Here is a 14262-nt window from a genome sequence, read left to right as displayed (position 1 = left end):
GACGGTTCTGCCGCGGCGCCGCGTCCGGTACGGGGGGTCAGAGAGCGGATCTCCTCGCTGCGTCGGCCGGCGAACACGGCTCCCCCGTGCCGCACGCCAGCCACTCGGCGATGCTGCGGGCGATCGGCTGGCCGGTGTCCATCTCGACGAAGCCGAACTGACCCGACTGGTTGCACTCCAGGAACCACCAGATCCCGTCGGCGTCCTCGGCGAAGTCGAAGGCCCCGTAGGCCAGTTCGGCCCCCCTCAGGTACCTGTGGACCGCCTCCGCGACCCGCGGGGGCACGTCCACGGGCGCCCAGGGGGCGGCCGAGGGGGCGAAGCGGACGTCCACGTCGTCGGGATGCGCGTCCGGGGCGACCGGCTTGCGGGCGCCCAGCAGCCGCTCGCCGACGACGGTGAGGCGGATGTCCGCCCGCTTGGCGACCCGGCGCTGCAACAGCGTCGGACCCAAGGCGACGGCCGCGAAGTCGGTGTCCGGCGCGACCCGGCTGGTCGGCACCGCGCGGGGTGGTTCCTGCGGGTGCGCGCCGGAGACCGGCTTGACCACCAGATCCGGGAAGCGTTCGGCGAACTCGCGGGCGGCTTGCGGGAACGTGGTGATCAGGGTGGCCGGCACGGCGAGTCCGCTGCGCTGGGCGAGCCGGAGCTGCCACGGCTTGTGGCGGGCCCGGCGGGCGGCGTCAGGATGGTTCATCCAGCGGGCGTCGGTCGAGCGCAGCATGCCGTACAGGGCCTGGGAGGACTCCTCCGTCAGCCAGTTGGACGGCTGGGCGGCGCGGGCGGCCGCGGCGCCGGGCCTGCGAACCCAGACGGAGCGCAGGCCGTTCATGCTGACCAGCCGGCCCCCCACGGACAGGTGTCCCCGGCAGACGCCCTGGACGTACTCGCCGGACAGGGCGACGGAGCGGGTCAGGTCGGCGGGGTCGAACCGGACCACGGGGACGCCCGACTCGTTGAGCCGGAGGACCACCATGTCGGCGGTCACGTCCTCTTCACTGGTCAGGATGAGCACGGTCATCGTTCGGTGCCCGGTTCAGTCGTCGAAGTGCGTCTTGGAGCCGGCGGTGGAGGTCGTGGTCCCCAGCGCCATGAGCGTCGCGTGGTCGGTGGCGGCGATCCGCCCGTCGGGGAGCACGTTCAACTGCAGTCCGGAGTCGTACGCGTACGGAATGGTGACGTCCAACTGCACAGCGGGGCGCGCGTAGTTGAGCGTGAACGGTTGCATGGTCTCTCCCTGTTTCGGCTTCCACCCCCTTATACGAATCGAACGAGTGGTTGGTTTCCTTACTCTCCGTGATCACCGCCGGGGGCTGGGAAAACGAGGGAAAATTGCGAAACGTTGTGACGTGAGGGCTGGGATAGCATCCGGCAGGGCTTCAGGTAGAAAGACGGATGTGGAAATGACGGACCAGCCCGATGAGCTGTTCTCGGCGGTCGACTCGCTGCTCGCCGCCGTCGACGGTGGCGCCGTGCTGCCCGTGCCGGCGGAGCGGGTGCGGCTGCGGGAGGTGGCCGGGCTGACCCAGGCCGCCGTGGCCCAGGCCCTCGGCGTACGCGTGCCCAGCATCCAGGCCTGGGAGGCGGGCCGCGCCGAGCCCAGGGGAGAGCGCCTGGAGGCCTACCGCCGGCTCCTCGCCGGCCTCGCCGAGCGCTACCCGCCCGCCGACGCCCCGTCCGCCCATGATTTCGCCACGGAGCCGCCCGCGAGCCACCAGGCTCAGGCCGCCTGTGCCCCCCGGGCCGACGCGGAGCCGCCCGCTCAGCACGAGCCCGGTTCACGTCCCCCCGCGACCCCCGTGCCGGCGCCCGCCTCGGGTCCGGGCGCGAACTCCGTGCACCCGTCCCCGGCCGCGGGCCCGTCCACTCCCGCGGCCCCCCGTCGCCCGACCCCCCGGAAGACGCCCACCCCCCGCCCCCGTACCGAGCCCGTCGACCCCCGCTTCGCCCACGGCCCCCTCGCCGTGGTCGACGCCGCCGACGGTGAGGTCACGGCGTACTGCGTCGGCGGGCTGGTGCTGGACGTGCCCGCGCGGTCGCTCCCGGCGCTGGTGGAGTGGGCGCTGGGTGAGGCGCGGCTCGGGCAGGCGCGCTTGCACCGGTCGGGGAAGGACGCCGACCCGCTGGTGGTCCTGACCGCGGCGGCCTGTGAGCGGTACGGGCTGCCCGCCCGGCTCACCGACGAGGAACGTCTCGCCGGTCGTCTCCCGGAGTCGCACAAGGCGGTCCGGCAGCTGAAGAAGGCCGAGTGGCGGCTGACCAGGCGCGGTCTCGGCCCGTGGGCCCGGATCTACCGCCCCGCGCAGGGCGGCCGGCGCGCCTGCGTCCAGTTGTGCGTGCCCTCCTGGCACGCCCTGGACGGCCGGCACTGGGGCGAGGCCGCCGCGCTGCCGCCGGCCGACCTGGCCCGTGTCCTCGGCACGTACGCCGCCCGTGTCCTGACCCCGCGCGGCTCCACCGCGGTCACCGGCCTGGAGCTGATGACCGCCCTGCACCCCCCGACCCGCGCGGTCAGGAACGACGACGGCGAGTGGGCGTCCGCCCCGAACCCGGGCGCCCTGACCGAGGCCGTCGACTGCGCCCCGTGCGAGGCCCCCGACGGCCACCCGCTCCTCGCCCACCTCCCGCGCTTCCACCAGCGCACCCCGGCCGAGATGCTGCGCGAGGAGGCCTACGACTGGGCCCGGCCGCTGACCGACGAGGAGTGCATGAAGCCGTACCTCGTCGGCATCGACGTCAACATGGCGTTCGCGGCGGCCGCCAACCGCACCGTGGTCGGCCTCGGCGCACCGGTCCACCGGCACAATCCCGCCTTCGACCCGTCCCTGCCCGGCTCCTGGCTGGCCGACCTGTCCCACGTCCGCCTCGACCCCCGCCTGCCGAGCCCGTTCACCCCGGACGGCGAGCCGCCCGAGGGGCCGGCCTGGTACGCGACGCCGACCGTGGCGTACGCGGTCGAACTCGGCTACGACGTCGCCCCCTTGGAGGCGTACGTCCGTCCCGAGCACGGCCCGTACCTGGACGCCTGGTACACCCGGCTGCGCGACGCCTACATCGCCACCATGGCCGACCTCGGCATCACCACCGGCATGACGCCCGAGGAGTTCCTGGCCGCGATGGACGGCCACAAGGACCGCGACCCGCAGCTGGCGCTGGTGCTCGCCGCGATCAAGGCCACGGTCAAGGGCGGCATCGGCAAGCTGCGCGAGCGTGCCCGCAGCGGCTGGCGGCCCGGCGAGCGCTGGCCCGCGCTGGACCGGCCGACCTGGCGCCCCGACATCCGCGCCGCCGTCATCTCCAAGGCCCGGACCAACATGCACCGCAAGATGCTGACGATGGCCCGCGCGACCGGCCAGTACCCGGTGGCCGTCCTCTCCGACTGTGCGGTGTACGCCTCCGACGGCCCGACCCCGCTCGACTTCCTGCCCTACCGGGACGGCAAGCCCCTGCCCGGCGGCTTCCGCATCGGGGTGAGCCCGGGCATGGTCAAGCACGAGGGCACCCAGAGCGTGCTGTGGGCGGAGGGCCTGCGCGAGGAGCACGGCCAGCACCTCAACCTGGCCCGCTTCATCAAGTCCGGCCGGATCAGCGCCCCGGACGAGGGGGAGTAGACCGCCCCCTCAGCCGGCCAGTGCGCGTGTAGGTACTCAGAATCCGCGTCACGTTCTCGCGAGTGATGACCTCTGAATAGCACATATGACGCGACGCTGAGATGCCCAGGCAGCGCGGCGACCGGGTTCAGAGTGCGTGTTGGCCGAGATCATCCTCGCCAACCGCAGTGTGGACTTGCATGCTGGCGTCCGCTTCGGTCCAGGAGCGGGCGCCGCACTGGCCCGTACGGCGCTCAGAAGAACACCGGGTCATTGCAGATCCCCACCGCGGACGGCCAGGCCGATGCGTTCGCCGCCTTCCCCGACCGTGGCGAGCAGCACCCGGGGGTGCTTGCCGACCTGACGATGATTCAGCCCAGCATGTCGCGGATCTCCCGGACGAGGTCGATGGAGGCGTCGATCTCCAGTTTGCGGTTTGTGAGGCTCTCGACGTTGATCCCGAAAGGCAGGCCGAGGCGGCGGCAGTACGCGATCAGGGCCCGGGCGTTGAGGAGGCACTGCTCGTACGACGCGGCGAGGGGGTCGCCACGGGTGATCTCGGCCTGGAGCCATCGCGGGACCTCGATGCCGAGCCAGGTCATGAACTCCAGGGTCTTCACCGACCCGCACGGGGCCAGCGTCAGCACCACCGGCTTCGGGTCCAGGCCCTGGTCGCGGCAGCCGTGGGTGTAGTCGGAGAGCAGGTTGCGGGTGTGGTCCAGGTCGTAGCAGACCTGGGAGACGAAGAACTCGCAGCCGGCGTCCTGCTTGTGCAGCATGCGTGCGTGCTCCGTCCCCGAGGCGGCGTGCCGTTCGGCGATGACCACGCCGCCCATCCGCGGCGGGAGGGAGAGCCTGACATGCCGGCGGTAGGCCTCGGGAAGGCTCGTCCGGACCACCTGGTGCCGGGAGGCCGCGCCGACCAGGACGGTCAGCACCCGGTCGCGGTCGGCCTGCGACCACCAGCGGTCCAGCTGGTCGCCGGTGTACTTGCCCACGGCGCGGTAGACGATCACCGGGCCGGCCCAGTCGGCGAGGTGGCCGTCCAGGAAGTGGGCCGGGTCCATCATCGGCATGAACGGGAACGGTCGCGGGGCCTCGATCCGGTCGGCCTCGGCGTCCACGTCGTAGAGGATGAGCCCGTCGACCTGCACCGACCGGAGCCGGGTCAGGGCCGCGGCGGCGATGGCGTCGGCCTGCTCGGGGGAGGTGGTCTGCCGTGGCGGGGTCAGGCCGAAGAGCAGGACGCCGTCACGGGTGCGGTCCATGAGCTCGGCGGCCGTCACGGTCTCGGGGGAAGCCATTCGTGCATTATGTCAGCCCACTCACGGGGGGAGTGATCAGCCTTTCGGGTGATCGAAAGTGAGTGTGGCTGTTCGTACTCCAGTGCCCGTGTAACTGTCCTGCGATCAAGGTCAGTTGCATAGGCGCTGGGGGCGGATGGTGGATGTAGAGGTGTGTGTTCGGCTTGCCGAGGATGAGGCGTCCGAGGGCCTCTCTTGGGAGTCGGTGCCGTTGGAGATGCTGTACGCGGCTGAGCCGTGGCGGACGTTCCGCTGGTACATGGGGCAGAAGCACTACTCGGGTTCGTACTGGTCGAGTACGCAGTCGGATCACGTCATCTACGAGTCGCGGCTGGAGCTGGCACGGCTGCTCTACGCGGACTTCGACCGGGATGTGACAGCGATCGTGGCCCAGCCCTTCTTGCTGCGGGCCGAAGTGGATGGCGTGCTGCGCCGGCACATTCCGGACTACCTGATGGCAACCACAGCAGGCCCGTTGGTCGTTGACGTCAAGCCACGGCACCGGGCGGCCAAGCCGGAGCACGCGTTCACCTTCGCCTGGACCCGCGAGGCGGTCGAGTCCCGCGGCTGGCGCTACGAGGTGTGGAGCGAACCGCCGGACGCCGAGTCGGCCAACGTCCGGTTCCTCGCGGGCTACCGCCGCGACTGGCTGTTCGAGCCTGACCTGACCGAGGAGATACACGATCAGGCGGTGGAGGGGGAGTCACCGCCTGAGCGGCTGTTCGACCCGGTCATCCTCGACGACGTACGCGACCAGGTCGGGGACGGGGACACGCTGGGAGAGGCGTTCGACTGCCTGCCCGGTCGTCCGGCTCTGCTGGTCCGAGCCGGGGTCCTGCACCTGCTCTGGAAGCAGCAGTGGCTGACCGACCTGAGCGTTCGACTGAGCGCCTGCAGCGTGCTGAGGACGGCGTCGTGAGCCGGGCCGCCGTGCGGGTGGGAGTGGGGGGCCGCTTCTCCTACGACGGCGAGGTCGTCGAGGTGGTGGAATTCGTCGGCACGCAGGCGGGCGGCGAGGTGGTCCTCAAGGACGGCCGGGGCCGGCTGCTGCGGCTGGCCGTTAAGGAACTGCTGCTGTCCGACCGCGCTCGCATCATCCCGGACGGGCCGGGGCCGGCCTCCGACGATCCACAGGAGATAGCGGCGGTGGTGCTGGACCGGCTGGACGTCGGCGAACGGGAGCGGGTGCTGGAGCGGGCCGCGCATGTCAGGGAGGTGCTCACAGGGTTCCGCAGCGGCAGCGAGGAACTGCCGACCGCGGGGGAGCCTCGTGCTGCCTACGCGGCGGGCGAGCCGATGGAGAGCCGGTATGCGGCGAAGGCGGCCGAGCTCGAGGTGGCGGCTCGCACGGTCAAGCGGTGGGTCGCGGCCTTCCGCCGGGATGGCGAGGCGGGGCTGGTGCCGGCCAGCAGTGGGCCGCGTTCGGGGCACCGGAACGCGGAGGTGTGGTCGGAGGTGGCGCTGGAGGTGATGGTCGAGCACACGGGCCAGTCGAAGCCGTCGCGCAAGATGGTCATCGAGAGGACCCGGGCCCGGCTGCTGGCCAGGGGATTCGAGGAGGAGGACCTGCCCAGCCGGGCGACGGCCTACCGCCTCCTGGAGGATCTGGAGCGGCGTCATCCGACGTTCCGGCTGAGCACGAAGCGGAACCGGGACATCGCCTCCCGGCCCGGCGGGGTCTACGGGAAGCTGCGGCCGACCCGGCCGGGCGAGTACCTCCTGATGGACACCAACCGACTGGACGTCTTCGCCCTGGACCCGGTCACGCTGCAGTGGCTGCAGGCGGAGCTGACCGTCGCGATGGACTGGTACACGCGCTGCATCTGCGGGATCAGGATCACCCCGGTGTCGATGAAGGCCGTCGACTTCGTCCTGCAGGAGCAGCCAGCCCCTCCCGCAGAGGTGAAGAGCGCGAAGTGGGAGAGAGGAGCGACTGTTCGCCGGGCTCGGGCAGCTCTCCCCAGGGACAAATTCGTACGCTTCTACCTCGACGAATACCGCTCGCTCAAGTGGATCGCGGAGCACGCCGGCGTGAACGTCGACGCCATCAAGGTCCTGGTCCGCGAATACGGCATGAAGCGCGAGGGCAAAGCGACCCGCTGGCGCCAGATCGATCTCGACTGGCTCCGCGACCAACGCGCCGCTGGACGCACCTGCCGCGAACTCGCAGAGCAGACCGGCTTCTCGCTCGGAATGATCAGTTACCTGGGCCGGCGGCACGACCTGCCCGGCCGCCACCCGGGGAAGAACCGATCGGCCCCCGAGACTCAAACCAGCAATACCCCGTTATAACGGGGATGGATGGTCTGTCCTGAACAGGCCACCTCGGCATTTCCCACCGCCGAGGCGGTCTCGCAGGGAGGCGCGATGATTCAGATCACCCTCGGCAGGAAGAAGGACGTCGACCCGAACAGCGATCCCCTCCAGCGCTCGCAGATCGGCTGGAGCGACGGGCTGTCCGACAAGCAGCTCCACGACATCGCCCGCGGCGTCTGGGTCATGCCCGGATCGCGCGTCGAACGAGAGCGGTTCGCGGTCGTCAACGGCGGCGGGATCATCCGCCAGGCCATGGAGATCGAGCGGATCGTCGACGTCCCTGGTGGGCGACGGGCCTTCGAGGGCCGCATCCTCGGCCCCGGGCACCCCGTCCACGACCACTACGTCGGCAAGCCGGCCCCGAACGGCGCTCAGCAGAACCCCATCACCTACTTCGACTCCCCACTGGGCAACCGCGAATGCAACTGCGGATGCGGCAAACCCATCAGCCGAGGCGACTTCCTCCCCGGCCACGACCAGCGAGCCATCCACGAGAGAATCGCCCGCATCGGAACCGTGAAGGACTTCATCGCCTGGTTCGACCAGACCTGGAAGCCCGACGAAGCCCAGCAAGGCGAAGCCGCGTGAGGAAATGCCACCGAACTGAGACGGAAACCGCGGGACATCTGATGAGACAGCAGCACGAGCAGCAGGTCACCGCGGTCCGCAATGACACTGGCTGCGCGAACCTACACAAGTCCGGCCGGATCAGCGCCCCGGCTGAGGGGGAGTAGACCGCCCCCTCAGCCGGCCAGTGCGCGCCGGGCCGCCGCGAGGGCCTGCTCCGCGTACCCGCGGCCGAACAGCACCGCGTGCACCAGCAGCGGGAAGAGCTGGTGCACGCCGATGCGGTCCGCCCAGCCGTCGGCGAGAGGTGCCGCCTCCTGGTACCCGGCCAGGATCCGGTCCAGGTGGGGGCAGCCGAAGAGGTGGAGCATGGCCAGGTCGGTCTCCCGGTGCCCGCCGTGCGCGGCCGGGTCGATGAGGCGCACATGCCCGTCGGCGCCCCACAGCACGTTGCCGTTCCACAGGTCGCCGTGCAGCCGGGCGGGCGGCTCGGCGGGCCCCGCCAGCTCCGGCAGCCGCTCGCAGACACGCTCGACGGCGGTCGCCTCGGCGGGGTGCAGACTTCCGCCGTCGACGGCGCGGCGCAGGTACGGCAGCACACGGTGCTCGGCGTACCAGCGCGGCCAGTCGGCGCAGGGTACGTTCCGCATCGGGGCGAGCCCGATGTACGCGTCCTCGGGTCCGTCGGGTGGCGGCGACCCGAACGCGGGCGCCCCGGCGGCGTGCAGGGCGGCCAGCGCGTGGCCGAAACGCACCGCCGCCCCGGCGCCGGGCGGCCCGGTCGGGATCCGCTCGGTCACCATCCAGCGCTCGTCGTGGCCGTGGACGGCGGGTACCCGCACCGCCCCCGCGGCGGCCAGCCAGCGCAGCCCGGCCACCTCCGCGCGCACCGCGCGCGGGCCGTCCCCGCGTTTGACCACCACCACGGTGCCGCCGTCGAGCGTGACTTCGGCCGGCCCCCCGGCAAGCTGCCGCCCACCGGTCACCGGACGCCCGGTGAGCCGGGACGCCACCGCTCCCGGTTCCTCCCTGCTGTCGACCACGGACCCAGGGTACGACCCGAGGCGGATGGGGAGTTGCTACGACAACTCCCGGCCGAAGCCCGCAGTTACCAGGCGGCGCCGGCGTCCCTCCGCCGGGGACGATCCGGAGGGCGGATCACCCCTCGGCGGCGGCCGACGTGCCCGGGGCACCGGTCAGCCCCACCGGATTCCCGGAGGGGAGCAGCCCGGCCTTCCGCACGGTCCTGGCCAGTGGTTCGAGGAGGTGGGCGAGGCGTTCGGCGGCCTCCGTGCCCAGGGCGGTCCACGGCCGCTGCGCGGCGGCGTCGGTGCGGGCCTCGACAGCCTCGTGCTCCGCGACGCCGGCCGCGGTGAGCGTCCCGTCGGCGGCGAGCAGGCCGCGCTCGCGCAGGCCGGTCTCGGCCGTCTGCCATGCCGTCAGGTCCCACTGGCGGCCCTCCCGCAGGACGGAGCCGTCGGACTCGCCCGCGGCCGTCTTCAGCACCATCGCGGCGACCGGTCCGAGACCGTGGCTCACCAGGACGGCGACATGGCCGTCGCCGCGGTGCTCCCGCAGGGTGGTGAGGGCCTGCCACAGCCGCACGTGCGGCTGCTTCGGGCGTTCGAGGGCCTGGTTGGCGGCACCGAGGACGCGGCCCTCGGTGTCCGCGGCCGTCGCCGCGGCCCAGGCGAGTTCGGCCGCCTCGGCCATCTCCGGGGAGACGACGGCGTCCGGCCCGAACAGCTCGGTCATCGCGGCGTCCACGGCCCGCTCCCGCGCGGCGAGGACGTCGGCCGGGCTCGCATACCCCCAGGCGTCGGGCAGCGCCCGTGCCACACGGCTGGGGTGGAAGACGTAGAAGCAACTGGTGACGACGGCAGGCGGCACCGCACCGAGGGGCGCCGCGCGCAGCGCGAAGTACCCCATCCAGAAGCCGCGCATGCCCAGCGCGTCGGTGGTCTGCCGGATCCCGGGCGCGTAGACCAGGTCGTGCACGGGTTCGTACCGTTCCCACATAACGCGCGACAGCACCTTGCCCACGGCTTCCTCCCGCTCTCTCGGCGTCGGTGAGCAGTCGGCACGATTATGACCGCTGTCATAGTCCGTGGGGAAGTGCCTGCATCCGGCCGACGGCATTGCCGAGGAGTTCGGTGAACCACACGGCGCGGTCCGGGCCGGCCGTGAGGCGGAAGGGGACCTTCCCGGCGCCGACGGGCACCGGGAACTCGGTGATCGCGCCGGTCGCCGTCACGCCGCCGATCCGCCCGGACTGCTCGATGAACCACACCCTGCCGTCGGGGCCACGGGTGATTCCGCTCGGCCCGCTGTCGGGGTGCGGCAGCGGGAAGCGCGTGACCCGGCCGGTGCGGGAGATCCGGTCCACGGAGTTGGTGCCGGACGCGGTGACCCACATCCCCCCGGGTCCGGCGACGATGTCGTCGGGGAAGTCGTCGGCGCCGAGCGGGAATTCGGTGACCCGCCCGGTGAGCGAGATCCGGCCGACCTTTCCTGCGAGCAGCTCGGTGAACCACAGCGCCCCGTCCGGTCCGGCGGCGATGCCGTACGGGTGGCCGTCCGGGGTGGGCACGGCGTATTCGGTGATCCGGCCGCTGGTGGTGATGCGCCCGATCCTGCCGGTGCCCGTCTCCGTGAACCACAGGGCTCCGTCCGCTCCGAGCGCGATCCAGGCCGGCCCGCTGTCCGCGCTGGGCAGGGCAAACTCGGTGATCCGGCCACCGGTGGTGATGCGCCCGATCCTGCCCGTGCCCGTCTCCGTGAACCACAGCGCGCCGTCCGGCCCCGGGGTGATACCGAAGGGTGCGCTGTCGGAACTCGGTGTCGGGTAGTCCGTGAGCGTGCCGTCGGTCGCCATCCGCCCGATCCGGCCCCCCGCTCCCGACTCCGTGAACCACAGCGCCCGGTCGGGCCCGGTGGTGATCCCGGCGGGGGAGCTGTCCGCGGCGGTGGTGATCGGATACTCGGTCACCTCGCCGACGCCGACGCCGGCACGGGCGGGGGAGGCGACGACCGTCACGCCGGCCAGGGCACCGAGGGCAGCCGTGAGGACACGGCGGACACCTCGGCCGCTCAGGAGCAGGGGGGTGTCGGGCATGGCGGCCGGCCCTTCTCGGCGGGATCCTGGATGTCGCGGCTCACGCTAGGGCCCACCCCGCAGCCGTACGAGCCACCGGACCCGAACGGGGGAGACCCCGGGCCCCCCGCCTCAGCCGCCCGGGCGGCCGACGTGGGCGTGGAGCAGCCGGGGGTAGGCCTCGAAACCGTGGCGGGCGTACGCCGGGATCGCCCGGGGACTGGAGCGCACGGTGACCCGTTCGAGACCGAGTTCGCGGGCGCGGTCCAGGACCGCGGCGACGGCGAGTCCGAGACCCACCTCGCCGGCCGGAACGAGGGCGGCCTCGGTGAAGTACAGCACCCCGGCCGTCAGGTAGGCCCGCTGCCGACGGTGTACACGAGGTTCGAGACGGCGAGGACGCTCGGGGGCCGGATTCCGGCAGCAGTCGGGGCATGCGTGACTCCGCGTTCCAGAGCGTGCGGTAAGGACCGGCACAGCTTGTTGCGTATTACTTGTATGGGCAAGGGCAGTGCATGAGAGGCAGGCGAGAGAGGGCATCAAATGAGGAAGCCGGGACACAACGGTGTGACACGACGTCAGGCGCTCGCGCCCGGCGCGGTGGCCGCGGGAGCGGCGGCAGTCGAACCCGACCCGTCGGTGGCCGCCGCCATCGAGACCGGTGATGCGCCCGGGGCCGGCTCGTCCCCGACGCGACGGTCCGGGTGACCTTCGACGTCGACGGCGCGGGCGGACTCGGCCGCGGTCGGCAACGGCAACCCGGACAACGTGGACAGCTTCCAGCGGCCCCGCCGCCACACCTGGCACGGCCAGGCACTCGCGATCCTGCGTCCGGCCAGGTGACCGGGCCGCCTGACCCTGACGGCGAGGGCCCCGGCCCTCGCCCGGCGACCCACACCCCTGCTTGTCCCGGGGACGGTGATGCCGTAGCGACCGCGTCGGCGTCGCCGGGGCCTGACGCGGTGACAGCTCGGCCGCCCGCTGCGGAGGACCTCGGCTCACGGCCTGTCAATGTCGCTGAGCCCCCCACGTCCGGGTGAATGCGCGGGCCGGGAGGGGGGCGCCGGTAACCCGGCTGGGCGGCCCGGATGGTGCGAGCCGCGGGTGTGGCTGACGGTGGTTCATGTCGAAGGTCGGGTCATGACAGCTGATGGAGTATCGGCTGCCCGGCCACGGCGGAAGGATTCCGAGATGCGATCTGCCCGCATGATCCTGGCCACGGCCGCGGCGACGGCCGCCCTCGCGTTCGCCGCTCCCGGGGCCCACGCCTACGGGGGCGACGACAGTCACGACTCTTCTTACAGCAAGGAGCACGGCGACGACAGCAGCCACGACGAAGAGCATGGCGGGGACCGCTCCGGTGGCCGTGAGCACGAATCGAAGGGGGACGACTGGGGCTCGGACAGGGACGACAGCAGGTTCGACCCCGACAGCTACAAGGACGACGAGCACGGCAAGGACGGGTGGAGCAAGGAAAAGGACCACGACAAGCCGCGCGGCGGCATGCACACCGGAGGCGGCGCGCTCGCCACGCCGGGGGTGACCGCCGCCGGGCTGTCCGTCGTGGCCGTGGCCGCCACCGGCATGTACGCGCTGCGTCGCCGCAAGGTCGCCGAGCCGGCGTCCTGACCAGGCGTCCGATGTCGTAGGGCTACGGCCGTCGCCCGCGCACTCCGCGCTCGGCGGCCGGCTGCCCGCATGTGCGACCGTTGCGCTGCCGTGCCCGAGTGAGGTGGTGTCCCATGACAGTTCGCCCGCCGTCCCCTCCCCCCACCGAGCCGGCACCGGCCGGACCGGGCTCCCGCTCCGGCGGCCGGCTGGTGTGGACCGTCGCGATCCTGCTCCTGGCCATCGCTCTGCTCGGCGGCCGGCCGGGCTCGTCCGGCTCCACCGGCTCGACCGGCATGCCCGACGCGCCGCGCGCCGCGGACGCCCCCACCGCATCGGCCTCCACGAGCGTCCCCCCGGCGGGCAGGCACCTGTCCCGCTCCCGGCCGACGCGCCTCTCGATCCCGAAGATCTCCGTGGACGCCCCCTTCACGGCCCTCACCATCGGCGACTCGGGCCGGCTCGAACCGCCGCCCGCCGACAACGTCAACCTCGTCGGCTGGTACGCCGAGGGCGTCTCGCCCGGAGAGGCGGGCACCGCGATCATCGCGGGTCATGTCGACACGGCGACCTCCGCCGCCGTCTTCGTGGAACTCGGCGAGCTCAAGCCCGGAGACCGCTTCTTCATCGAGCGGGCCGACGGCACGAAACCGGCGTTCGTGGTCGACAGCGCGGAGACCTTCGAGAAGGACAAGTTCCCCAGCGAACGCGTGTACGCCGACACCCCCAGGGCGGAGGTGCGGCTCATCACCTGCGCCGGGGACTACGACCACGCGGTCAGGGACTACACGGAGAACCTGGTGGTCTTCGCCCATCTGGTCTGAACAGGGTGCCGGGACCGGGTCGTTGTAACGTACGGCGCTGATGACCCCCTTCGTACCCCGAGGAACGCGGCTGCCTCCGCCTGGTCCTCGCCGTGCCCCTGACGCTGCTCATCCTCCTCGCCGCGTACTCCTGCCGGCCGGCCGTGACCATCCGTCCGTCCGGCCCGTGGGACGGCAACGCGTACACCGGCATCACCGTGGCCTGCGTGATGACCTGGGCTGCGCCGGCGCGGCGACGGCACTGTGGCTGATTCCGTCGGTGCGGCGGGTCACGGGTTGCGGATGGGTGGCGCCCGCCCCGGTGCTGAGGGCGGTGGCGGGGCTGCGCTACGGGACGGGCAGCCGACCCGGCCGGAAAGCCGCCCGCCCGGTCGTCAGCGGTGGCCGCCGGACCGCGCTCGCCCGGGCCACGTCCCTCGACACGGCGGACCGGCTCCTCGCCCACGCCACCAGCAGCTGCATGCTCTTTCCGGTGTCCCGGGCCTGAGCGCACCAGGTTGGGGCCATGTACGCCATGCGCGTCTCGCGGCACGTGAAGGCCCCCGCGGCCGCCGTGTACCGGGCGCTCGTCGACCCGGACGCCGTGGCCGTCTGGCGCGTGCCCGACGGCATGACCGCCCGGGTGCACGGATTCGACGTCCGGGAAGGCGGCGCCTTCCGCGTGTCGCTCATTCACGGCGAGCCGCGAGCCGCCGGGAAATCCGGCGAGCACACGGACACGTATCGCGGGCACTTCACGCGGCTCGTCGAGAACGAACTGGTCGTGGAGGCAATCGAGTTCGAGACGGACGACGACGCCCTGGGCGGCACCATGACCATCACGACCTCCCTCACCGAGGCGGACGGTGAGACCGAGGTCGTGCTCGTGCACGAGGGCATTCCCGACGTCATCCCCCGCGCGGACAACGAACTCGGCAGCCGCATGGCGCTGGACAACCTCGCCCGACTCGTCGAGGCAA

General features: G+C 72.3%; 15 protein-coding genes and 3 pseudogenes. 10 read left to right on the top strand and 8 right to left on the bottom strand.

Annotation, left to right across the window (positions count from 1 at the left end):
- Positions 1 to 37: 37 nt before the first annotated feature.
- A complete protein-coding gene (gene tgmB, locus ACIBBH_RS30350; protein WP_399410059.1) occupies positions 38 to 1021 on the bottom strand; it encodes an ATP-grasp ribosomal peptide maturase in 984 nt (327 codons plus the stop codon).
- Positions 1022 to 1036: 15 nt separating this feature from the next.
- Positions 1037 to 1228 (bottom strand): putative ATP-grasp-modified RiPP, encoded by a 192-nt coding sequence (gene tgmA / locus ACIBBH_RS30345; protein WP_399410057.1) that lies wholly within the window; start codon positions 1226 to 1228, stop codon positions 1037 to 1039.
- A gap of 175 nt (positions 1229 to 1403) precedes the next feature.
- Between tgmA and tap the strand changes: the two genes are divergently transcribed.
- Together tap and ACIBBH_RS30335 are read left to right on the top strand one after the other, a co-directional pair.
- Entirely contained in the window at positions 1404 to 3611 is a 2208-nt protein-coding gene (gene tap / locus ACIBBH_RS30340) for a telomere-associated protein Tap (protein WP_399410055.1), read from the top strand.
- Positions 3612 to 3863: 252 nt separating this feature from the next.
- A pseudogene (locus ACIBBH_RS30335) lies at positions 3864 to 3989 on the top strand (dienelactone hydrolase family protein); the annotation flags it as partial.
- Here ACIBBH_RS30335 and ACIBBH_RS30330 read toward each other — a convergent pair.
- The gene (locus tag ACIBBH_RS30330) at positions 3962 to 4894 is read right to left on the bottom strand and encodes a methylenetetrahydrofolate reductase (protein ID WP_399410053.1); all 933 of its coding nucleotides are present in this window, start codon (positions 4892 to 4894) and stop codon (positions 3962 to 3964) included. The pseudogene ACIBBH_RS30335 and the gene ACIBBH_RS30330 overlap by 28 nt on opposite strands.
- Positions 4895 to 5030: 136 nt before the next feature.
- Between ACIBBH_RS30330 and ACIBBH_RS30325 the strand changes: the two genes are divergently transcribed.
- The 3 genes from ACIBBH_RS30325 to ACIBBH_RS30315 all read left to right on the top strand — a co-directional run bounded on the left by ACIBBH_RS30325 (position 5031) and on the right by ACIBBH_RS30315 (position 7798).
- Complete coding sequence (locus ACIBBH_RS30325) at positions 5031 to 5813, top strand: TnsA-like heteromeric transposase endonuclease subunit (RefSeq protein WP_399410052.1); 783 nt, start codon at positions 5031 to 5033, stop codon at positions 5811 to 5813.
- On the top strand, positions 5810 to 7186 hold the full coding sequence (locus ACIBBH_RS30320) for a helix-turn-helix domain-containing protein (protein WP_399410050.1): 1377 nt from the start codon (positions 5810 to 5812) through the stop codon (positions 7184 to 7186). Before ACIBBH_RS30325 ends, ACIBBH_RS30320 begins: the two co-directional genes overlap by 4 nt.
- 75 nt (positions 7187 to 7261) lie before the next feature.
- A complete protein-coding gene (locus ACIBBH_RS30315) occupies positions 7262 to 7798 on the top strand; it encodes a hypothetical protein (RefSeq protein WP_399410048.1) in 537 nt (178 codons plus the stop codon).
- Positions 7799 to 7953: 155 nt separating this feature from the next.
- Here ACIBBH_RS30315 and ACIBBH_RS30310 read toward each other — a convergent pair whose 3' ends face one another.
- From ACIBBH_RS30310 to ACIBBH_RS30290, 5 genes are all read right to left on the bottom strand, one after another.
- Positions 7954 to 8820: a fructosamine kinase family protein gene (locus ACIBBH_RS30310; protein ID WP_399410046.1), complete on the bottom strand. Its 867-nt coding sequence runs from the start codon at positions 8818 to 8820 to the stop codon at positions 7954 to 7956.
- Between the two features lie 115 nt (positions 8821 to 8935).
- Positions 8936 to 9796 (bottom strand): hypothetical protein, encoded by an 861-nt coding sequence (locus ACIBBH_RS30305; protein WP_399410044.1) that lies wholly within the window; start codon positions 9794 to 9796, stop codon positions 8936 to 8938.
- 79 nt (positions 9797 to 9875) lie between these two features.
- A complete protein-coding gene (locus tag ACIBBH_RS30300) occupies positions 9876 to 10892 on the bottom strand; it encodes a hypothetical protein (protein ID WP_399410042.1) in 1017 nt (338 codons plus the stop codon).
- A 111-nt stretch (positions 10893 to 11003) separates the two neighbouring features.
- Complete coding sequence (locus ACIBBH_RS30295) at positions 11004 to 11213, bottom strand: hypothetical protein (protein WP_399410040.1); 210 nt, start codon at positions 11211 to 11213, stop codon at positions 11004 to 11006.
- A gap of 236 nt (positions 11214 to 11449) precedes the next feature.
- Positions 11450 to 11629 (bottom strand): hypothetical protein, encoded by a 180-nt coding sequence (locus ACIBBH_RS30290; protein ID WP_399410038.1) that lies wholly within the window; start codon positions 11627 to 11629, stop codon positions 11450 to 11452.
- A gap of 433 nt (positions 11630 to 12062) precedes the next feature.
- On the opposite strand from ACIBBH_RS30290, the gene ACIBBH_RS30285 reads away from it, so the two are divergent.
- The 5 genes and pseudogenes from ACIBBH_RS30285 to ACIBBH_RS30265 all read left to right on the top strand — a co-directional run.
- Positions 12063 to 12500: a hypothetical protein gene (locus ACIBBH_RS30285; RefSeq protein ID WP_399410036.1), complete on the top strand. Its 438-nt coding sequence runs from the start codon at positions 12063 to 12065 to the stop codon at positions 12498 to 12500.
- A 113-nt stretch (positions 12501 to 12613) separates the two neighbouring features.
- A complete protein-coding gene (locus tag ACIBBH_RS30280; protein WP_399410034.1) occupies positions 12614 to 13303 on the top strand; it encodes a class F sortase in 690 nt (229 codons plus the stop codon).
- Positions 13304 to 13395: 92 nt separating this feature from the next.
- Positions 13396 to 13554 carry a hypothetical protein gene (locus ACIBBH_RS30275; protein WP_399410032.1) on the top strand — a complete coding sequence of 53 codons (159 nt, stop codon included), beginning with the start codon at positions 13396 to 13398 and terminating at the stop codon, positions 13552 to 13554.
- Between the two features lie 119 nt (positions 13555 to 13673).
- Positions 13674 to 13790: pseudogene (locus ACIBBH_RS30270) on the top strand (aromatic compound degradation protein PaaI); the annotation flags it as partial.
- An 18-nt stretch (positions 13791 to 13808) separates the two neighbouring features.
- Positions 13809 to 14261: pseudogene (locus ACIBBH_RS30265) on the top strand (SRPBCC domain-containing protein); the annotation flags it as partial.
- Position 14262: the final 1 nt, after the last annotated feature.

Origin of the sequence: Streptomyces sp. NPDC051636 (genome assembly GCF_044453765.1) — a bacterium.
In the GTDB taxonomy this organism is placed as follows: domain Bacteria; phylum Actinomycetota; class Actinomycetes; order Streptomycetales; family Streptomycetaceae; genus Streptomyces.
The sequence above is the reverse complement of the archived record's forward strand: the minus strand, read 5'-3'. Positions and strand labels throughout refer to the sequence as shown.

Bases quoted from the DNA above. Each gene is read 5' to 3' on its own strand.
- tgmB (WP_399410059.1), bottom strand. From the start codon at position 1,021: ATGACCGTGCTCATCCTGACCAGTGAAGAGGACGTGACCGCCGACATG.
- tgmA (WP_399410057.1), bottom strand. From the start codon at position 1,228: ATGCAACCGTTCACGCTCAACTACGCGCGCCCCGCTGTGCAGTTGGAC.
- tap (WP_399410055.1), top strand. From the start codon at position 1,404: ATGACGGACCAGCCCGATGAGCTGTTCTCGGCGGTCGACTCGCTGCTC.
- ACIBBH_RS30330 (WP_399410053.1), bottom strand. From the start codon at position 4,894: ATGGCTTCCCCCGAGACCGTGACGGCCGCCGAGCTCATGGACCGCACC.
- ACIBBH_RS30325 (WP_399410052.1), top strand. From the start codon at position 5,031: ATGGTGGATGTAGAGGTGTGTGTTCGGCTTGCCGAGGATGAGGCGTCC.
- ACIBBH_RS30315 (WP_399410048.1), top strand. From the start codon at position 7,262: ATGATTCAGATCACCCTCGGCAGGAAGAAGGACGTCGACCCGAACAGC.
- ACIBBH_RS30305 (WP_399410044.1), bottom strand. From the start codon at position 9,796: ATGTGGGAACGGTACGAACCCGTGCACGACCTGGTCTACGCGCCCGGG.
- ACIBBH_RS30300 (WP_399410042.1), bottom strand. From the start codon at position 10,892: ATGCCCGACACCCCCCTGCTCCTGAGCGGCCGAGGTGTCCGCCGTGTC.
- ACIBBH_RS30285 (WP_399410036.1), top strand. From the start codon at position 12,063: ATGCGATCTGCCCGCATGATCCTGGCCACGGCCGCGGCGACGGCCGCC.
- ACIBBH_RS30280 (WP_399410034.1), top strand. From the start codon at position 12,614: ATGACAGTTCGCCCGCCGTCCCCTCCCCCCACCGAGCCGGCACCGGCC.